This window comes from Spirosoma taeanense (assembly GCF_013127955.1).
GTDB lineage: Bacteria > Bacteroidota > Bacteroidia > Cytophagales > Spirosomataceae > Spirosoma > Spirosoma taeanense.
In genome coordinates, this window is sequence record NZ_CP053435.1 from 4,107,966 (window position 1) to 4,127,635 (window position 19,670).

14 protein-coding genes are annotated in these 19,670 nt (G+C 53.0%); 4 read left to right on the top strand and 10 right to left on the bottom strand.

Annotated features, from left to right (window positions below; translation table 11 throughout):
• Window positions 1–103 precede the first annotated feature (103 nt).
• The 5 genes from HNV11_RS17190 to HNV11_RS17210 form a co-directional block, all read right to left on the bottom strand.
• A complete protein-coding gene (locus HNV11_RS17190; RefSeq protein WP_171740829.1) occupies window positions 104–2,146 on the bottom strand; it encodes a TMF family protein in 2,043 nt (680 codons plus the stop codon).
• A gap of 93 nt (window positions 2,147–2,239) precedes the next feature.
• A complete protein-coding gene (locus tag HNV11_RS17195; protein WP_240163521.1) occupies window positions 2,240–4,126 on the bottom strand; it encodes an autotransporter outer membrane beta-barrel domain-containing protein in 1,887 nt (628 codons plus the stop codon).
• Between the two features lie 575 nt (window positions 4,127–4,701).
• Window positions 4,702–4,863, bottom strand: coding sequence for a hypothetical protein (locus tag HNV11_RS17200; protein WP_171740831.1), 162 nt, complete (start codon window positions 4,861–4,863; stop codon window positions 4,702–4,704).
• A 104-nt stretch (window positions 4,864–4,967) separates the two neighbouring features.
• Window positions 4,968–6,116: an autotransporter outer membrane beta-barrel domain-containing protein gene (locus HNV11_RS17205; RefSeq protein WP_240163522.1), complete on the bottom strand. Its 1,149-nt coding sequence runs from the start codon at window positions 6,114–6,116 to the stop codon at window positions 4,968–4,970.
• Window positions 6,083–7,279 carry a hypothetical protein gene (locus tag HNV11_RS17210; RefSeq protein WP_171740832.1) on the bottom strand — a complete coding sequence of 399 codons (1,197 nt, stop codon included), beginning with the start codon at window positions 7,277–7,279 and terminating at the stop codon, window positions 6,083–6,085. The genes HNV11_RS17205 and HNV11_RS17210 overlap by 34 nt, the downstream gene beginning before the upstream one ends.
• A gap of 302 nt (window positions 7,280–7,581) precedes the next feature.
• On the opposite strand from HNV11_RS17210, the gene HNV11_RS17215 reads away from it, so the two are divergent.
• On the top strand, window positions 7,582–9,969 hold the full coding sequence (locus HNV11_RS17215) for an efflux RND transporter permease subunit (protein WP_171740833.1): 2,388 nt from the start codon (window positions 7,582–7,584) through the stop codon (window positions 9,967–9,969).
• Between the two features lie 33 nt (window positions 9,970–10,002).
• On the opposite strand, the gene HNV11_RS17220 is transcribed toward HNV11_RS17215, so the two are convergent.
• Window positions 10,003–11,388: a cellulase family glycosylhydrolase gene (locus HNV11_RS17220; RefSeq protein WP_171740834.1), complete on the bottom strand. Its 1,386-nt coding sequence runs from the start codon at window positions 11,386–11,388 to the stop codon at window positions 10,003–10,005.
• A 19-nt stretch (window positions 11,389–11,407) separates the two neighbouring features.
• Window positions 11,408–13,093: an amino acid permease gene (locus HNV11_RS17225; protein ID WP_171740835.1), complete on the bottom strand. Its 1,686-nt coding sequence runs from the start codon at window positions 13,091–13,093 to the stop codon at window positions 11,408–11,410.
• A 99-nt stretch (window positions 13,094–13,192) separates the two neighbouring features.
• Between HNV11_RS17225 and gldA the strand changes: the two genes are divergently transcribed.
• Complete coding sequence (gene gldA, locus HNV11_RS17230) at window positions 13,193–14,110, top strand: gliding motility-associated ABC transporter ATP-binding subunit GldA (RefSeq protein ID WP_171740836.1); 918 nt, start codon at window positions 13,193–13,195, stop codon at window positions 14,108–14,110.
• Window positions 14,111–14,217: 107 nt separating this feature from the next.
• Here gldA and HNV11_RS17235 read toward each other — a convergent pair whose 3' ends face one another.
• Window positions 14,218–14,751: a DUF4136 domain-containing protein gene (locus HNV11_RS17235; RefSeq protein ID WP_171740837.1), complete on the bottom strand. Its 534-nt coding sequence runs from the start codon at window positions 14,749–14,751 to the stop codon at window positions 14,218–14,220.
• A 179-nt stretch (window positions 14,752–14,930) separates the two neighbouring features.
• Window positions 14,931–15,965, bottom strand: coding sequence for a 3-dehydroquinate synthase (gene aroB, locus HNV11_RS17240; protein WP_171740838.1), 1,035 nt, complete (start codon window positions 15,963–15,965; stop codon window positions 14,931–14,933).
• A 171-nt stretch (window positions 15,966–16,136) separates the two neighbouring features.
• Here aroB and HNV11_RS17245 point away from each other — a divergent pair, with 171 nt between their 5' ends.
• Together HNV11_RS17245 and HNV11_RS17250 are read left to right on the top strand one after the other, a co-directional pair.
• Window positions 16,137–17,381 carry an MFS transporter gene (locus HNV11_RS17245; protein WP_171740839.1) on the top strand — a complete coding sequence of 415 codons (1,245 nt, stop codon included), beginning with the start codon at window positions 16,137–16,139 and terminating at the stop codon, window positions 17,379–17,381.
• Window positions 17,382–17,541: 160 nt separating this feature from the next.
• A complete protein-coding gene (locus HNV11_RS17250) occupies window positions 17,542–18,450 on the top strand; it encodes a manganese catalase family protein (RefSeq protein ID WP_171740840.1) in 909 nt (302 codons plus the stop codon).
• 61 nt (window positions 18,451–18,511) lie between these two features.
• Here HNV11_RS17250 and HNV11_RS17255 read toward each other — a convergent pair whose 3' ends face one another.
• A complete protein-coding gene (locus HNV11_RS17255; protein ID WP_171740841.1) occupies window positions 18,512–19,657 on the bottom strand; it encodes a pyridoxal phosphate-dependent aminotransferase in 1,146 nt (381 codons plus the stop codon).
• Window positions 19,658–19,670 lie beyond the last annotated feature (13 nt).

Consider the following 19,670-nt stretch of genomic DNA (forward strand, 5'->3'; position numbering starts at 1 on the left):
ATAAAAGCACGGCTCAACTAAGCCGTGCTTAAATATCTGGATTGATTACTTAACCTCAATCCTATAGACAATCATTCGTCTGATTTCGACTAACCGGTAGCTATTACTTCTTTTTCAGATGCTGCCGGATCAGCCGATTCTCTTTTTTAAGCTGATCTATTTCCTTCTGTTGCTGCTCGTTACGCCGACGCGCTTCAATCATATAGAGGGTTAACTCTTCGATCTTTTCGAGCAGTTTAGCGTCGGTTTGGTGGAGATCGTTGCCCTGCTCCACCATCTGCTGCGCGGAGGGCACGCCCGGCAGGTGCTGGTGCTGCTGAATGTAGGTTTCCACTTCGCCTAAACTGCGCAGCTTGTAGGTGGGCCCAAACACGTAGTCGCTCCACTCAGCGGTGTTCCTGACGGCCACCTTCACCTTCTCAGTCAGAATGCCTTGTCCCACGTACAGACTGTAGCCCGAAGGGGTTTTGCTCACGCCCTGGCCGATAATGATAGCCTCGCCCTTGAGGCTCTGCAGGTAGTCCCCTTTTCGCTGCCATAACGCTTCGACCCCCTCACCGTCGGCCCCTACCCGCGCCCCGGCGACGTAGTTGGCTAAGATTACATCTCCGTTCACATTGACCGTCAGAAACTTACTGGCGTTGGCAACCGGCGCACTGGCCGACGTAATGGGCAGGCGAATCCCTGCTGAGTTAGGAATACCACCTACAATGTGCAGTTTGTTAAGCGGAGCATCCGTGCCAATGCCTACATTAGCGTTGTCGCCCAGCACCAGACTGTTGCTTTGGCTGACCCTGGCGTTGGTGCCCAACGCACTGGCATTGGTCAGACCAGCCGCCGTGGCATCGGCCCGAAAGCCGATGAACGTATTGGTATTACCGCCGTTATTGCCCCGACCAGCCTCAAAACCAATGGCCGTGTTGTTGGAGCCGTTGACGCCTGAGCCGTTGCCCGCATTGGTGCCCAGATACACGTTATACCCCCCGGAGGTATTGGCAGCCCCGGCGTTGTCACCCACAAAGAAGTTGGCCGTACCGCTGGTATTGCTGCTGCCGGCATTAACGCCGATCATCACGTTGGAGCCGCCGGTGGTGTTGTTCAGACCCGCCTGCACGCCCAGGAACGTGTTGAACTGCCCGGTGGTGTTAGCCCGGCCACTCAGATAGCCCAGAAAGGTGTTGGCCCCCACTGTCGTGCTGTAACCAGCCTGATAGCCTACAAACGTATTCTGAGTACTGCCAATATTAGAAAAACCTGCTTTGGAACCCAGAAAAACATTATTTGAGGCATTATTACTGTAGCCCGCCGAATCGCCTACGGCTACGTTGTTACGGCCCGACTGGTTGTTATAAGCGGCCCGTCCGCCCAAAACAGCGTTGCTATAGCCTGACGTATTGTTCCGACCTGCATTTTGCCCTATAAATGTATTATTCGTGGCCGTTGAGCTATTATAGCCAGCCTCCCTTCCAACAAACGTATTGCTACTGCCAGTTGTGTTAAAGGCTCCGGCATACAGACCCAAAAAGGTGTTAAAACTGCCGGTTGTGTTGTAGTAGCCCGTCTGATAACCCGAAAACACGTTGTTATTTCCACTCGTTGTATTGATCCCGGCCTGAAATCCAGAAAATACATTCCCAGTTCCCGACGTATTGTTTACGCCGGACCCGTAACCGGTAAACACATTATTGGCTCCGGTAGTATTGTTGAATCCAGATTGAAAGCCCATGAAAACGTTTCCGGCCGCGCTCGTGTTATTTACGCCCGCCTGGTGTCCAATGAAGACATTTCCATTAGCCACATTATTACCCCCGGCTGCCCGGCCCAAAAATACATTCTGAGATCCTGCAGTGTTGTTCAAACCAGCTTCAAAGCCTGCAAATACATTGTCTGTACCGGTCGTGGTAAATTTACCTGCATCGACGCCGAAGAATGAGTTGCCTACGCCAGAAGTCAGGAAATAACCAGCATTGTAGCCGACTACGGTTCCGCGATTGCCGGTAATGGAACCATTGCCCCCTGCACCGGGGCCTACCAGCGTGTTGAACGTGCCCGGAGTGCCGGAGTTGCTGGTGTTAGCTACGTAGTTGCCCTGGGCCAGCAGGTTCAGGGGCAGTAAAGCGATACAAAAGTAGAAGACAAGGCGCATAGGAATAAGACGATAGGTGAACGGATATTTGTCTGGAAAAGATAGAGTTATCTTTCCCAGATGCTCTAATTCCTTGAGCAAACGGTAAACTGTTTATCGTCTGTTTCGCATTGGGTGCTTAGACTTCTGTTCCAATCGCCGGATACGTGCGGCCTGCTGTTGATTTTCACGCTTTAACTCAATCATGTAGAGGGTTAACTCTTCGATCTTTTCGAGCAGTTTAGCATCAGTCTGGTGGAGGTCGTTGCCCTGCTCCACCATCTGCTGAGCGGAGGGCACGCCCGGCAGGTGCTGGTGTTGCCGAATGTACGTCTCGACTTCATTCAGGGAACGTAACAGATAAGTCGGAGTAAAGACCTTATCTGCCCATTCAGAGGTGTTCTTCACGGCCACCTTTATCTTTTCGGTCAAAATGCCATCGGCCACATACAAGCGGTAGCCGGCGGGCGTCATGTTGACATGCTGACCAATGATCACCGCATCGTTTTCCCTACTAGCCAGATACCGGCCAGTACGCTGCCACAGACTCTCAGTGGCCGCTTCTCGACCTCCGCTGGTAGTGCTGGCCAGGATGAGGTTGCCACTGCCGTCGACGGTTAGAAACTTGGTTTGGTTGGTCAGGCTAGCCGGTGAAGCGCTGGTCAGATTCTCTAGGCGGACACCTGACTGGTTAGCGGTGCCCGTCGTTACATGGAGCCGGGCCGTAGGCGCTGAGTTGCCGATGCCCACGTTGGCCCCACTGCCCAGCACCACCGCATTGCTGACATTGACCCGGGCGTTGTTGCCAATGGCCGTTGCATTGCTCAATCCGTTGGCGCCGGCATCAGCCCGGAAGCCTAAGAAGGTGTTGTTGATGCCAGCCACGTTAGCCCGACCAGCCTCAAAGCCGATGGCTAGGTTGTTGTCACCATTGACGCCAGCCCCATTGCCTGCGTTAGCGCCGAGATAGACGTTAAAGCCGCCGGTAGTGTTCTGGCCCCCGGCGTTGTCGCCCACAAAGAAGTTCGCCGAGCCGGTGATGTTGGCCGCGCCGGCGTTGACGCCCAGCATCAGATTCGATGAGCCGGTGGTATTGGCTACACCAGCTCGTACGCCGATGAAGGTGTTGAACTGGCCGGTTGTAGTGGCCTGACCCACCGAGTGACCAATGAACGTGTTAGCCTGAGCCGTGGAGTTGAGTCCTGCCCTGTAACCGACGAACGTATTCTGCGTACCGGTTTGGTTAGCATACCCAGCCTCGTTACCCAGAAAGGTGTTCTGCGAACCGGTGGTATTTCTGTTGCCCGCAGCATTACCCAGAAAAGCATTGGCCGATCCCGTCGTGTTTGAGAACCCTGTCTCATAACCGATGAAGGCATTATAAGAACTCGCTGTGTTTTTATTACCGGCCTGATACCCCATAAAGACATTGCCGATACCAGTTGTATTCTGCTCGCCCGCCCGGTAGCCCAAAAACGCATTAGCCGAACCCGTCGTATTGGCACCACCGGCTGCAAAACCCACAAAGGCATTGTCAGAGCCTGTTGTATTATCACTACCCGCAGCCGTTCCTATAAAGGCGTTGGCTGACCCCGTTGTATTTTTACTACCCGCCCCATTGCCCATAAAGGCATTAGAAAACCCTGTCGTATTGTAGAAACCAGCAGAATAGCCTATAAACGCATTACCACTACCTGTTGTATTGGAAAAGCCGGCCTGATAGCCTACAAATACATTGCTATTACCTGTTGTGTTGGCTCGCCCCGCCAGACCGCCGATAAACGCATTGTCAGAGCCAGTCGTATTGGAGAAGCCCGATTGATGGCCTATGAATGCATTTCGAACGCCTGTTGTATTGGAGAAACCGGCCTGGTAGCCTACAAACGCATTGCTGGAACCCGTCATGGTGTTGTTTCCTGCGCTGATCCCGACGAGTACATTCTCGCTGCCCGGAGTGGCCACAGCCGGGGCTGTAGCTACGTAATTGTTCTGGGCTATCACCAATGGTGACAGTAATATTAACCAAGTTAGAATCAAGTATAATCTGGTCATACCAATGAAAATTATAGTGAATAAGAAAAACTTTTCCAACACGGAGGATGCCACCAAGCTACTGACTTTCAGCTTATGTCTCACTATTTCATCCAGGTGATCTATGTAGTATATTAGTTATGGTATAGGCATTGACCCAAGAGCAGATAACAGGGACATAGTTTAGGGCTGAGCTGGCTAAAATCCGTACGCAGTCCAACAAAACGGGCAGGTTACCGATTTATTGGACTGCGTACGGATTTTGAATCTCTCCACAAAAAATGCTACCGGCGAGGTGGCTTTTCTAATAAATTAAACGGTCTCTACTCTTTCTTTAACAGACGTAACGTCTGGCTTTCATTGCCCTGCTCAATGCGATATAGGTAGGAGCCCACCGGTAAGCCGACTCTTTCTAACTGCGTCTGATGCCGACCGCCCGATTCCCCAGTCACTCCGTCAACCTGACGTACCACCTACCTTTGCCGTTCAGCAGCGTGTACTGTACCCGGCCCGTCGTCGGCAGGTTGTACTCCACGGTTGTTTGCTCAACGAAGGGGTTCGGATGGGTCCTCACCCACAGACCCGGCACATCGGCGGCCGGTCGCACCGAGCTGAACGGCCGTGTAGAGGGCCGTGACGCCCCGGTCGACGGCGTTACTGGCCCGGATGGTTTCCTCAGCTTTCTGTTCGCTAATACAAGCCGTCACCGAGCAGTTGATGACCATATTTTGGGGATTCTGCTGAGCCAGCACTATAGGTGCAGTCAGCTGGAAACCCAGGGATAATATTGGTGTTTTATAATCGAAGCGGTTTAACGCTTCGGTTTAGCTTCAAGTAAAGATAACCGTTTTTTCATTTGCTTGTTCTGCGCCTGAAGCGCCTTTAATTCCGTCCGCTGCTCAATCATATAGAGAGTCAACTCTTCGATCTTTTCGAGCAGTTTAGCGTCGGTTTGGTGGAGATCGTTGCCCTGCTCCACCATCTGCTGCGCGGAGGGCACGCCCGGCAGGTGCTGGTGCTGCTGAATGTAGGTTTCCACTTCGCCTAAACTGCGCAGCTTGTAGGTGGGCCCAAACACATAGTCGCTCCACTCAGCGGTGTTCCTGACGGCCACCTTCACCTTCTCAGTCAGAATGCCTTGTCCCACGTACAGACTGTAGCCCGAAGGGGTTTTGCTCACGCCCTGACCAATAATGATAGCCTCGCCCTTGAGGCTCTGCAGGTAGTCCCCTTTCCGCTGCCATAACGCTTCGACCCCCTCACCGTCGGCCCCTACCCGCGCCCCAGCGACGTAATTAGCCAGAACAACATTGCCGCTGCCATCCACCGTCAGAAATTTGCTGGCATTGGTAGCCGCTGGTGAAGCACTGGTCAGGTTCTCCAATCGCAGACCCGAATTATTAGCTACTCCACTGGTCAGATGCAGCCGGGCGGAGGGCGAGGAGTTGCCAATGCCGACATTGACCCCGCTGCCCAGCACCAGCGCGTTGCTGATATCCACCCGGGCATTGGTACCCAATGCCGTCGCGTTAGTCAGGTTGCCGAAGCCAGCATCGGCCCGGAAGCCCACAAACGTGTTGGTGTTGCCTCCGCTGTTGAGTCGGCCAGCCTCAAAGCCGATAGCGGTATTGTTAGACCCGTTAACCCCCGATCCATTGCCCGCGTTGCTGCCCAGGTACACATTAAAGCCACCCGTCGTGTTGGCCGCTCCGGCATTATCGCCCAGAAAGAAGTTGGCGGAACCGGTTGTGTTGGCCGAGCCGGCGTTGGTACCCATGATAAAGTTGGAGCTACCAGTCGTGTTGCTGACACCGGCCTGCACGCCCATGAACGTGTTGAACTGGCCGGTGGTGTTGCTGGCCCCGGCGCGGTAGCCCAGCATGGTATTGGCCGAAGCGGTGCTGGCCATGCCCGCCTGATAGCCGATCAGCGTGTTCTGGTTACCGGCGTTGTTAGCCATGCCCGCCTGATGGCCTGTGAAGACGTTAAAACTACCCGTAGTGTTGTTACGTCCGGCATCCAGACCACTGATGACGTTGAAGCTACCGGTGGTGTTCGTGTAGCCGGCGTAAGCACCGGTGAAGACGTTAAAGCTGGCGTAGTGCTGGAGAAACCAGCCTTGGAGCCCACAAAGACGTTGTTGGAAACGGTGTTGTTGAAACCAGCCGAGTCGCCGATAGCTACGTTGTTGTGACCAGTCTGGTTGACAAAGCCAGAATAAACCCCTATGTAAGCGTTACTGTAACCCGTTGTACTATAAAAACCTGCAGAATTGCCAACGAAAGAATTATTATTTCCTGTCGTATTAGAAAATCCAGCATTTAAGCCAGTAAATACATTATAACTGCCCGTTGTATTGTAAACCCCCGTTTGATTACCAGTAAACACATTATCGTGCCCTGTTGTGTTTCTACAGCCTGCACAATAGCCAGAAAAGACGTTATTAAATCCTGTTGTATTGGAAGAGCCCGCTTCAATACCAGTAAATACATTATTGATGCCTGTTGTATTAGCATAGCCAGCCCGGTCGCCGAAAAATATATTCTGATTAGCCGACGTATTGGTGTAGCCTGCCAAACTACCTATAAATATATTTTTCTGCCCTGTTGTGTTTGAAAAACCAGCCTGATTACCAGAAAATATATTATTACTACCTGTTGTATTATTCTGACCAGCTTGAGAGCCAAAGAATGCATTGCCGATACCCACAGTATTACTCGATCCGGCTAGGCCACCCATAAAGGCATTACCAGAGCCTGTCGTGTTATTCAGCCCGGAGTAGGCCCCCAAAAAAGCATTATTGTTCCCTGTTGTGTTGTTAAGGCCTGCCTGAGCCCCCACAAACGCATTGGTACTTCCCGTCGTATTTGATGTACCGGCGTGTTCACCGAGGAAGACGTTCTGAAAACCCGTCGTGTTACTTTTAGCGGCTTCATAGCCTACAAATACATTAGAACCACCTGTCATGCTACCGTTGCCCGCATTGATTCCGACGATTACATTATTAACACCCGGTGTGGGAGAAGCAGGCGAGGTGGCTACGTAGTTGTTCTGGGCCAGCAGCGGCATAGCGGGCAAGAGCAGCAATACTACGCCCCAGCGAAAGGATGAAAAATTTGCCATGATCAGATAAGGGTTTAGAGAGAAGGAGATTACTAATGACCAGACAGTTAATAAGGGAAAAGAGTTGTCTAACAATTAACGGATTTAGACAAAATATTATAACTATTGTCCTATAAATAAATGTTAATTGGCCCATTGGTCGCCAGTAGAATCTGTGTTGTGGCGCCTTAGTCAAGCATTCGAATTAACGTTGGAACGACTGTCCGTTAATTGGTGGATCAGCGTTTGGAATACAGCGCCCTGCCTCACCCCACTCATTTTTTCCCTAACTTGCGGGCCTTCATTACGCTTATTCTTCGTTGATGATTTGGCATCGCATCTCCTCATTTATTCTTGCGAATCGGGTGGCCCTCGTGGCGGTTATTCTGCTGGGCACGGTCTTCATGGGCTATCAGGCGAGCCGCGTTAAGCTCTCCTACGAAATCGCCAAAATCCTGCCCGTTACCGACCCCGAATTCCAGCGTTACGAAGCCTTTAAAAGCCGCTTCGGACAGGACGGTAGCGTAATGGTGCTGAGCATCGAAACCGACAGCATGTACCAGCTTGGTTTCTTTAACGACTGGTATGCGCTGAGCCGCAAAATCAAGAATATTGAGGGTATCAAAGATGTGGTATCCAACGCCAGTCTCTACAACGTTGTTCGCGACGATTCGGCGCATACGTTCCGCGTCCGGCCGTTAGTCCCCAGGGCGCTGACAACGCAGGCCGACGTGGACAGCCTCCGTAAGCAGATTACGTCGCTCCCGTTCTACCGGGGTCTAGTGCAGGATAGCACCGCAGCCGCCACGGGCCGTGGAGCACACCTGATGGCCGTTACGTTCGATCAGAAGGTGGTTAATACCAAGAACCGGATTACACTTGTCCGGCAGGTCGAAGCGGTGGCGGATTCGTTCGGTACGCGGCATAAGCTGTCGGTGCATATGTCTGGGATGCCGTATATCCGAACCGAGTTTACGGCCAAAGTCAGCAGTGAAATGGGCCTGTTTATGGGCCTGGCGTTTCTGGTAACGGCCCTGATTCTGTTCTATTTCTTCCGATCGCTGACGGTCGTGCTGACGGCCCTAGCCGTGGTGGGCGTGGGCGTTATCTGGGCAACGGGATACATCGTTTTACTGGGCTACGATATTACCCTGCTAACGGGACTGATTCCACCGCTGATTATTGTGATCGGTGTTCCGAACGCCATTTTTCTACTTAACCGCTACCACGAAGAACTAAATCGGGGCCGCGACCAGTCGAAGGCGCTGCGCATTGCGGTCGAAAAAGTAGGCGAAACGACCTTCTTTGCCAACATCACGACGAGCATCGGTTTTTTTGTGTTTTACTTTACCGGCAGCCCGCTGCTGCTGCAGTTTGGTCTGGTGTCGGCCCTCGGTATAATGACGACTTATGTGGTTTCGCTCGTTCTGATCCCGATTATGTTCAGTTATTTAGTGGCCCCTTCGCCGAAGCAGCGTGGCCACATGGATAGGCGGCAGGTGAACCGGTTTCTGTCGTGGGTAGATCACCTTGCTCATACCCGCCGAACCGCGATTTATGTTTTCATTGTCATTGTGACGGCCATTTCGGTGATCGGTGCCCTACGTATTAACGCCATTGGTTATGTAGTAGACGATCTGCCCAAAAACGACCCGATCTATACCGACCTGAAGTTCATTGAAAGCCGCTTTAAAGGCGTAATGCCGTTTGAGGTAAGCATCGATACCAAACGTGCCGGCCGGGTGCTGACGCCCCAGACGATGACCAAAATCCGGCTGCTGGAACGGGAGTTCAGCAAGTATGGCGAGTTTACACGGCCGTTGTCGCTGGTCGAAGCCGTCAAGTTTTTCTACCAGTCGTACCGGGGTGGCGATCCAAAGTATTACGCCCTGCCCGGTGCCCTCGAACTGAGTCAGCTGGCCAGTTACGCCCCTCAGCTAAAAGGGTCAGAAGGCCAGTTTAAAGCTTACCTGGACAGTACTCGCCGATATACCCGCGTCAGTTTCCAGATGCCCGATGTCGGTACGGTCCGCACGACCGAACTGCTGAACACACTCCAGCCCAAAGCCGACTCTATCTTCAATATTGACCGCGAAACCGGGAAGCGCGTTGCGCCTGATGAGCAGTATGACGTGCATGTTACAGGCAACAGCGTGGTCTTTACGAAAGGAAACGATTACCTGCTGAAAAACCTCGCCGAGAGTACAGTACTGGCGATTCTGTTGGTCTCGGTCATTCTGGTCATTTTGTTGCGCGACGTCCGGCTGAGTTTAATCGCGATTCTGCCGAGTGTAGTGCCGCTCATCGTCACGGCGGGGATTATGGGCTTCTGCGGGATTCACCTCAAGCCCTCCACAATTCTGATTTTCAGCATTGCATTCGGTATCTCCTCCGATGGCACCATCTACTTCATCACCAAATATCGCGATGAACTGAGGCATAGTAAGATGCCACTTGCCCGGGCCGTGTCAGAAACAATCCGGTACACGGGACTAAGCATGTTCTACACGGCAATGATTCTGTTTGCGGGCTTCGCCATCTTCACGGCTTCGACTTTCCAGGGCACCGTTGCACTGGGTATTCTGGTGTCCATCACGCTTCTGATGGGCATGGCCTCCAACCTGATCCTGCTGCCCGCTTTCCTGCTGACGGTGGATAAACGCAGAAGCAGAGCCAGCGTAAGTGCCGGTCAACAGAACAGTGCAGGTTAGTCTCCGCGCTCCAGCCTGCAACTCTGGCGAACTCTACTGTTTCACTAAACGCGCCGTACCAAGTACCCTGCTGGTTTTATCATAGAGCGTCAGGACATACTGGCCCGCCGGTAGGCTCACTATAGCTATGTCGGGGCCCGTAACGCTGGTGCTCATCAGAACCTTTCCCGAAAGGTCGGCGATCCGCACTGACGTCGGTATCGGCCTAGTCGATACGATTCGCACGGCGTCCCGGGCCGGATTGGGATACAGCTGAATTACATTCTCTTGGTCAGGCTCCACATGTAGTACGGTCGGCTGGCCAGTTTGGTAGGTGTTCAGCGCGGCTTTCATGCACGGCATAAGCTGCGTTGTCCCTTTTTCAAACATGGCAAAACCGCCGTCCCACTCCCACCAGGCCGAGGGAATCTGAAGCTTACCCAGCGCGACATAAATCGCTTCGGCATGCCGGCAGCGGCTGTCAGCATCAGCGTTCAGATTGTATGAGCCAAACTCGCCCAGAAAGATAGGAACGCTCTTCGCCACTGACCAGTTTTTGGCCAGTTCGAGCCGACGGTACATATTTTCGTAAGTCGCTTCGCTGGCATAGTTATTAATCGCGCTTTCCACCCAGGTTCCTTTTGCTGATGCCGGTACGTTAATTTTGGTTGTGGCCGTAGCCGGAAAAACAATTCCCTTCAGATCGGGCAGACCCGACCCCGCCCAACTGGCTCCCTGGTGCGTAAACACAAACGGATCATAAAAGTGGAAGGTGTAAATAAGGTTCGGGTCAGCGAAGGGCTCGGAGCGAATCAGGGCGTCGAGTCCGTTCCAGTCATGAAATCCCACGAGGAGTGTATGCTGAGGGGCAATACTCCGTACCGTCTGAATCAGCTGGGTAGCCTGCGCCCGCCAGGCGGCTGCCGTCATATCGTGCGGCTCATTACGAAGTTCGAGGATGACCCGCTCCGGATCGGTGCCTCTGTAGCGCTCAGCAATCTGCTGCCAGAGCCAGGCCAGTCGTTCTGGTGCATCGGCTCCTTTCACGCTCCCGTCAAACTCAATGTGGTGCAGATCGATAATAACGTTCAGGTTGTTAGCCAGGGCCCACTGCACGAGCGAATCAGGAGCTGCCAGAAACTCCGGCGTCTCCCATCGATAAGGGGCATCAATACTGGCCCAGGCGCCAAAACTAACGGGGATTCGGACAGTTTTGAAACCAGCCTGCGCTATATCGGCCAGCCGCTGTTTGCGAATCGGCACCTCGTTCAGTTTAACAAAATCGCGGAAATGTCGGCTCTGCGTACCATTCCAGTAGCCTTCCAGATACGACAGATTCATGCCCAGACCCAGCCTGGTAGCACGCTTCTGGGCAACGGTCTGGCCAAAGCTCACCAGAGCCGAGAAGGCCAATGCAAAAAAGAAAAGAAAGAATCGCATACCGCCAATTAGCCAGCCCTCAATCAATACCCACCGGATTTTCCCGCTTTGCCAGTTTACTCTGTCGGTAGCCGTAAGAGAAATACAGAACCAGCCCGATTACCAGCCAGATACCGAAGATCTGCCAGTTGCTGGCCCCAAGTTCCGTCATTAGGTAAAGGTTCGTCAGAACGCCAATAACGGGTAACAGGGAAAAGTTATGCTGGAATCCCAAAACGGCAAGCACGGCCCAAACAAGCCAGAATACACCCAGCAGCGGCTTACTTTCCAGAGTTTGCAGCAGGTTGCCGCCGGTCAGTGCGTAAGCCAGCGCGACAAGAAATACCAGCCCGATAATGTACTTGCCATTTACGTAAGGTACTCTGAATTTCGACTGTGCCGAGAGCCCTCGTGCGTCCAGATATAAAATGCCGGCGCAGACCAGAATAAAGGCAAAGAACGTTCCGACGCTGGTCAGATCGACAAAGAACTTGAGGTCCATAAACAGCGAGGGCACCGCCACCAGAACGCCCGTTATGATGGTAGCGAACGAGGGCGTTTTATATTTCGGATGGATGGTCGAGAAGCGTTTCCAGAGCAGTCCGTCGCGGCTCATAGTCATCCAGATACGCGGCTGACCGAGCTGATAGACCAGCAGAGCACTCGTGATAGCCACCACCGCACTCACGGAAATAACTCCGGCTACAAAATCCAGATTGACTTTCTGAAACACGTAGGCCAGCGGATCGCTCACGCCCAGTTCCTTGTAGTTGACCATGCCCGTCAGCACGAGTGTAATCAGAACGTATAGCACCGTACAGATCGCCAGGCAGTACAGCATGGCGCGGGGCAGGTCGCGCTGGGGGTTTTTGCACTCCTCGGCAGTCGTCGAAATGGAGTCAAAACCAATAAAGGCAAAAAACACGGAAGCCACCCCACTTAGCACACCCGCTACGCCGTTTGGCGCAAAGGGTGACCAGTTGGCGGGCTTCACGTAGAAGGCACCTACGGCAATAACTAATCCAATCACGCCTAGCTTCAAAACCACCAGAATATTGCTGGCGGTACGGGATTCTTTGATGCCAATATACACCAGCGCCGTAATGAGAACCGTAATGGCACCGGCGGGCAGGTTGGCAATCAGTTTCAGGTCACCGAGCATGGGGGCGCTGGCGTAAGCGTCGGCTAAAATACGCGTGTTTTCGGGCAGCGTCATTACGTCGGTACCGGCCTGACGGGTTTGCTGCATCAAATCGAAAGCGCGGGCTGCCGACCCGTAATCAGTAGCCAGATACTTCGGAAATGTAATACCAAAACCGCTCAGCATAGACGTAAAATACTCCGACCAGGAAATAGCCACTACCATATTGCTGACCGCATATTCCAGGATGAGCGCCCAGCCAATTACCCACGCAAAAATCTCTCCGAACGCTACGTAAGCGTAGGTATAGGCACTACCGCTGACGGGAACGGTGCTGGCAAACTGGGCGTAACTGAGGGCTGTAAAGACGCAGGCGATGGCCGTAAAAACAAACAGTAATGACACGGCCGGTCCGCCGTTATAACTCGCCAGTCCGATTGTACTGAAAATACCAGCTCCGATGATGGCCGCAATACCAAATGAGGTCAGATCGCGAACACCCAGCGTCTTGACTAGCTTGCTGGACTCGCCTTCGTTGGCATCACGCAGGATTTGGGATACGGTCTTTTTTCGAAGAAGGGACATGTATAAATCCGAGAAAAACGGTGTCTATTCGCGTTAAACCGCTAAAAATAGAGATACTTTCCGGTTTTTTGTGCGTTATTACACTAAAACCACAGTCGCATGTCTATCCGGGTTCAGAACCTGACTAAAGAGTACGGTCCGCAGCGGGCTGTCAATCAGATTTCTTTGACTGTACAGCCCGGTGAAATTGTCGGCTTTCTGGGTCCCAACGGTGCAGGCAAGTCTACGACGATGAAAATCGCGACCGGATACCTTCCTCCCACCGAAGGCACTGTTGAGGTGAATGGGTTTGACGTTCAGACGCAGCCGATGGACGTACGCCGGAGTGTAGGTTACCTGCCCGAACACAACCCGTTGTATCTGGATCTATACGTGAAAGAGTATCTGCGCTTTGCCGGCTCACTGCATGGCCTGCGCGGGGCGGACCTTAGCCGACGTATTGCCGACATAATTGAGCTGGTCAGTTTGGGGCGCGAGCAGCACAAACGCGTTGGGCAGTTATCAAAAGGTTACCGACAACGCGTTGGTCTGGCCCAGGCTCTGCTCCATAACCCACCCGTGCTGATTCTGGATGAGCCCACTACGGGGCTTGACCCGAATCAGCTAACCGAAATCCGGCAGGTAATTCGCGACGCCGGGCGTGACAAGACAGTGCTATTCTCCACGCATATCATGCAGGAGGTCGAAGCCGTCTGCGACCGGGTGGTCATCATTAACCGGGGTCAACTTGTGGCCGACGGCCCGTTGAGCCAGTTACGAACTGCATCGGCCGGTGAGGGCGTGGTTGTCGTGGCCGAGTTTGAAACTGAGTTAACGGCCCCTGAAGTGCTGGCAACGCTGCCGGGTGTGGAGCGGGTTGAGCCGCTAGGTAAAGGCCAGTACCGGATTACAGCCGGCCCCGCTACCGACTTACGGGCGGCCATCTTTCGCCTTGCCGCCGATCAGAACCTGACGCTCGTGGGTCTGCGCCAGCAGGAGAACTCACTGGAAGGTATTTTTAAGGAGTTAACGAAGTAGAGCGAACAGGCTGTCCGCTCGTGAGAGAAAGCTCCATTAAGTTACGTTGGGACCGGAAAATCGGCCAGATAAGTCAAAAAAAAGCGGACAATCTGTCCGCCCTACATTCATCGAACCGTTGCCATCAACGGGTACTGGTCGAAGATGGATCGGACTATGCCTTTGAAGTAGTTATTCTTGAAATTGGGATTGCGCATCATCTTCGATGCGTACCCTTTCCAGATCACCTGATAGGATTCAGCATCAATGAGCGAAATCATCAGCGTGCCTTCGTCGAGGTTATAGTCGATACGCTTGTAGGTCGCGTCGTCGTCTTCACGGACAACCCAGTCCTTAATGACCGGCTGCTGGTAGCCCCGGAAACGCAGATCTGACCGGAAAATATTATAGGAAATCAGCAGGTTCGGATTGCGGTTGCTGACGCGGTAGCCGCGGGCTTCCATCTGGTGCCGAATTGCATCCTGAATATCGGAACAAAGCAAGGTGGAATCAACAAACTCGCACTCCAGAAAATTGAAGGATTCATAATTTTTGAAGTGTCCTTCGTAGCTGTAATCGTGCTCCACAAACAATCGACTCGGCGAGCAACTCGCCAGAACGACGACAGCCAGCGTAAAAAGGATTCCAACAAGCGTTTTCATACTGCGGATTGTAAAGGTTTTTAATAATAGATGCTGTTAAAATAAAGTGATGGTATGTATTGGGTCGAACCCAAATATAAACGTAAATGTTTGGCAAACAATAGTATCATACCAAATTTTTACTTACGCTCCAACCGGCTCAATCCGCCCGATCAGCACTTACCGCCTTCACAGTCAGCTCACGCTACTCCGCCGTAAAATACCAGTCCACGGCGCATTTCGGCAGCCGTAACAGGCACGTCGAATGTGCAGCTGCCCGGCCCGTCCAGTAAGGCCATCCGCACCTGATTGCCCCGGTTCTTTTTATCCTGCAACGTCAGAGATAAAATCGGCTCGATATCGGCTTCGACCAATCGTACCTTTCCATATACGGCGAAAATATATTCTTCGATTTGGGTCAGCCACGTTTCGTCAATCATCTTTTTCTGAAAAGCAATAAACGCTTCGGCGACCATCCCGACCGCGATGGCCTCGCCATGCAGCAGCCGTTTACGGGGCTGAGTTAAAAAGTAGGTTTCAACGGCATGGCCCAGCGTATGCCCGAAGTTCAGAATCTTGCGTACTCCTTTTTCGGTCGGATCCTGTTCAACCACGCGCTGCTTCACCGCTACGGAATGCGCCACAAGTGCGGACCAGTCCTGCTCGTCGAGATCGCGCCGACGGATTTCGTTCCACATGGCCGCATCGGCAATCAGGCAGTGCTTGATTACTTCGGCGAAACCCGACCGCAGTTCGCGTTCGGGCAGGGTGCTCAGAAACGAAGGGTCAATCAGTACGGCATCGGGTTGCTGAAAAACGCCGATGTGATTTTTAAATCCCCGAAAATCAATGCCCAGCTTGCCGCCCACGCTGGCGTCTACCTGCGAAAGCAGGGTGGTTGGCAATTGCACAAACGAAATGCCCCGCTTGTAGGTAGCCGCGCAGAAACCACCCATGTCGCCGATAACGCCCCCACCCAGGTTCAATACCAGCGCATGGCGGTCAAAGTTGGCCCGCGTGAGCGCGTCCCAGATCATTTCGCAGGTAGCAATGTGCTTCTGCTCCTCGCCGGCTTTAATGCGTACAAGCGTGTGTTTGGGCAGCAGCGGTTTCAGATCAGGGTAACAATACTTGAAGGTATGATTGTCGGCAATGACGGCAATAGCCGAAAAATCGGATGAATCGAGGAAAGCAGGCAGGCTTTCGGTGAGCGGGGCAATCGTTACGGTTGACATTGGGCAAATGTACGGAACCGACCCGAAATCTAAGTTGGTTGACTAATTGGGTTCAGCAAAACGCTCCATCAACTGACTGAAAAATTGTTTGTGGGATTATTCTCTCCGCGCACTGAATATCAACGTGGGTATCTAATTTCACGGTTTCCACAGCCCATTTCCTACCAGCCCATGAACGTTCGCTACCGGGTGCTTACCGTCCTGTTCCTGCTCTCAACCATTACCTACCTCGACCGCGTCTGCATGAACGTTGTCAGCAAATATGTTAAATCGGATTTAGGGCTGGACAATCAGCAGTTTGGCTGGGTGCTCGGGGCGTTTTCGCTGGCGTATGCCCTGTTCGAGATTCCGACCGGGTCGATGGGTGACCGGCTGGGGCCGCGTCGGGTATTAACCCGCGTGGTGCTGTGGTGGTCGGGGTTTACGATGCTGACCGGCACGACCACCAGCTTTCTGTATCTGCTCGTTGTGCGATTTTTGTTTGGTATGGGCGAAGCAGGTGCTTACCCCAACGCGTCGATTGTTATTTCGCGCTGGTTTCCGGCCGTTGAAGTCGGTCGGGCGCAGTCGGTCATCTGGGCGGCCGGTCGGCTGGGCGGTGCGCTGACGCCCCTGCTGGTGATTCCGCTGGTCCACTGGGCCGGCTGGCGCTGGGCGTTCGCCGTCCTGGGATTAATTGGTGTCGCGTGGGCCATCGGCTGGTACGTCTGGTTCCGCGATGAACCCGCCGAAAAAGCTAGTGTTACGACCAGTGAGTTGCAGACTATTGAAGCCGGCCGTAAGCTACGCGCGTCGGATCACCGCATTCCGTGGCTGGCCATTCTGCGTAACCCCGACCTGTGGGCTCTGATGCTGATGTGCCACCTGTTTTTTTACGGTTCGTATTTTTTCACCAACTGGTCGGCAACCTACTTTCAGGAGGGCCGGGGTATGACCGAAGACGACACGAAAAACTTCATCTCGCTTTCTTACTTTCTGGGCGCCATTGGTTGCGTAATCGGCGGTTTACTAAGCGACGCCCTGAGCAAACGCTACGGTCTGAAACTGGGCCGTCGGGCGGTGGGCATGGGTGGTCTGGGGCTGTCGAGCGTGTTCTTTCTCTTTGCCGGATTGGCGACCGACAATCAGACGGCGGGGTATCTGCTGGCAACCTGCGTTTTACTGAAAGATTTGGCCCTGCCGGTAGCCTTCGCTGTTTGCGTGGATATCGGGCAACGGAATGCCGGGGCCGTAACAGGTTCCATGAACTTCGCCGGACAACTGGGCGGGTTTTTCATTACCATCCTGTTCGGCACAATCGTCGAGCAGACTCATAACTTCAATTATCCCTTATTTCTAATTGCGGGCTGCCTGCTGGTAAGCGCCCTGCTATGGCTAAAGATCGACCCGACTAAACCCGTAACCATTCAGGAATGATTTGGCGGGATGACCTATCGCCGGTTCTATCATCAACATCTGACCTTGTATACATCCCGTTTAATCCGATTAATTTTAATATAAACCCTTTAAAAAACTTAATTCTATAGGCTTAGTTGGTAGTTAGTTAACCAGATCCTTTCAAACTAACTCAATCATCATGATCTTAAAAATGGATCGGCTGCCTATTGAGCTGCCCAGACCAAATAATCCTTCACCCAATAGCGCGGCTGCTGTGCAGGAACTTCTAGGCGGGAAGTTTGGGGAGATGTCAACCCTTATGAACTACACCTATCAGTCATTCAACTTCCGGGGTCGAAAAAAACTGCGCCCATTTTATGATTTGATCTGCTCAATTGCAGGCGAAGAATACGGTCATATTGAAGTGGTAGCCTATACCACGAACTTGTTATTGACAGGCGCCAGCAAGCGCGGGATGGATCCGACCACTACTCCGCTGGCTAATGGCGTCGATGCCCGGAATACAAGCCACTTTATTGCTAGCGGGCAGTCGGCTTTGCCAATGGATTCGATGGGCCGCTTCTGGTCGGGTGAGAACGTTTTTAGCAGTGGCAATCTGAAACTGGACCTGCTACACAACTTTTTCCTGGAATGTGGCGCGCGGGCCAACAAAATGCGGGTCTACGAGATGGTCGATGACCCAACGGCTCGTACGATGGTTGGTTATCTACTGGTACGGGGTGGGCTGCACGTAGTGGCTTATGCAAAGGCACTTGAGAAACTAACGGGCGTAGCGGTAACGAAGTTACTACCGATTCCTGACCTGAGCAACAACGCGTTCCCGGAAGCGAAGAAGTTCATGGAACAGAAACTCCACCTCGAATTATATACCTTCAGTCAGGAAGATTATAAACAGGCGGGTTTGATTTGGAATGGTCCGCACCCCGACGATGGACAGGAATGTTACGTAGTCGAAGGGCCCATTCCGGGTGTGCCCATTCCTGACCTTGAGGAAGAGCCTCAGCTTAACGCCCCTGGATCCGATGAGTTCGATCCACAAATGTTCGCCGATATGGCGAAGAAAATGGGGATTAAATACGAATATTGATACTGATTGATAGATGCAACGCGGCTGAACCGGTAGACCGGTTCAGCCGCGTTGCATTTTCTTACGAAATTACTTTCAGCCCCTGGGCGAACGCCTGCATCTGAGGCATCGTACCGAGACTGACGCGGCACCAGTACTGGCCATCGAACTTCCACTGGCGGATGCTGACGCCCTGCTCCATCATCCGGCTCACGAAATCATCGCCCTTCATCCGAATTGGGAACAGCACAAAGTTAGTGCCCGATGGCAGATACGTATAGCCGTTCGCTTTGAGCGTTTCGTACAGAAACTCGCGTGCTTCGAGTCCCTTGGCCAGCGAGTATTTGATAAACTCCTCGTCGGTGTAGCAGGCCAGACCGGCGCGCAGAGTCGTCATCGTCAGGCCACCGGGACCGCCCCCCCACTTGCTGATAGCGGCCAGCGTTTCGGGTTGCCCCACCAGATAACCCAGCCGCAGACCGGCCATGCCGTATATTTTTGAGAACGTCCGGGCCACCAGCACATTCTGGCCTTTCCTGATATTTTCAATCACCGAGAACTTCTTCGGGTCGCTCGTATAGTGGATATAGGCTTCGTCTACAAACACCGGCTTTTTCACCGACACCCGATCCACAAAGGCCCGCAAAGCAACCGGATCAATCGTTACGCCGGTTGGGTTGTTCGGGTTGTTTACGTAAACCAGATTGGTTTCGTCCGAAATCCGCTTCTCCATTTCGGCGAGATTATGGTCGTAGCCACCAGCGGTAAGGGGGACTTTCTCCCATTTAGCACCGTGCTGAACGGCCGCCCGCATGAGCTGCTCATACGTAGGATCGGCGGAAATGATGCTGCCCCCCGGCTTCAGATAGGTGTAATACATCGCAGCCGCTGTCAGCAGGGAGCCCGAGCCCGGTGCCAGCAGAATCTGCTCTTCGGCAACGCCTTCCTGCTCAGCGATCATCTTGCGGAGCTGTCCGGCATAGCTGAATGGATACAGGAATCCGTCCGAAGCCGCTTCTGAGATAGCTTTCAGCGCTTTGGGCGAAGGACCGTATGGATTTTCATTAGCCGACAAGCGCGCTTTCATCATGCCTCCTTTTGGCGGCATCACCATGGATACGCTGGCTTCGGTGTCCAGCCAGGGCTCACAAAAAGCAGAGGTAGTAGCGGCCAGACCCAGGCCAGACAACATACTGGTACGGAGCCAGTCGCGACGATTAATAGACATAGGGATGAGAAAA

Bases quoted from the DNA above. Each gene is read 5' to 3' on its own strand.
- HNV11_RS17190 (WP_171740829.1), bottom strand. From the start codon at position 2,146: ATGCGCCTTGTCTTCTACTTTTGTATCGCTTTACTGCCCCTGAACCTG.
- HNV11_RS17205 (WP_240163522.1), bottom strand. From the start codon at position 6,116: ATGGCTAACAACGCCGGTAACCAGAACACGCTGATCGGCTATCAGGCG.
- HNV11_RS17210 (WP_171740832.1), bottom strand. From the start codon at position 7,279: ATGGCAAATTTTTCATCCTTTCGCTGGGGCGTAGTATTGCTGCTCTTG.
- HNV11_RS17215 (WP_171740833.1), top strand. From the start codon at position 7,582: ATGATTTGGCATCGCATCTCCTCATTTATTCTTGCGAATCGGGTGGCC.
- HNV11_RS17220 (WP_171740834.1), bottom strand. From the start codon at position 11,388: ATGCGATTCTTTCTTTTCTTTTTTGCATTGGCCTTCTCGGCTCTGGTG.
- HNV11_RS17225 (WP_171740835.1), bottom strand. From the start codon at position 13,093: ATGTCCCTTCTTCGAAAAAAGACCGTATCCCAAATCCTGCGTGATGCC.
- gldA (WP_171740836.1), top strand. From the start codon at position 13,193: ATGTCTATCCGGGTTCAGAACCTGACTAAAGAGTACGGTCCGCAGCGG.
- HNV11_RS17235 (WP_171740837.1), bottom strand. From the start codon at position 14,751: ATGAAAACGCTTGTTGGAATCCTTTTTACGCTGGCTGTCGTCGTTCTG.
- aroB (WP_171740838.1), bottom strand. From the start codon at position 15,965: ATGTCAACCGTAACGATTGCCCCGCTCACCGAAAGCCTGCCTGCTTTC.
- HNV11_RS17245 (WP_171740839.1), top strand. From the start codon at position 16,137: ATGAACGTTCGCTACCGGGTGCTTACCGTCCTGTTCCTGCTCTCAACC.
- HNV11_RS17250 (WP_171740840.1), top strand. From the start codon at position 17,542: ATGATCTTAAAAATGGATCGGCTGCCTATTGAGCTGCCCAGACCAAAT.
- HNV11_RS17255 (WP_171740841.1), bottom strand. From the start codon at position 19,657: ATGTCTATTAATCGTCGCGACTGGCTCCGTACCAGTATGTTGTCTGGC.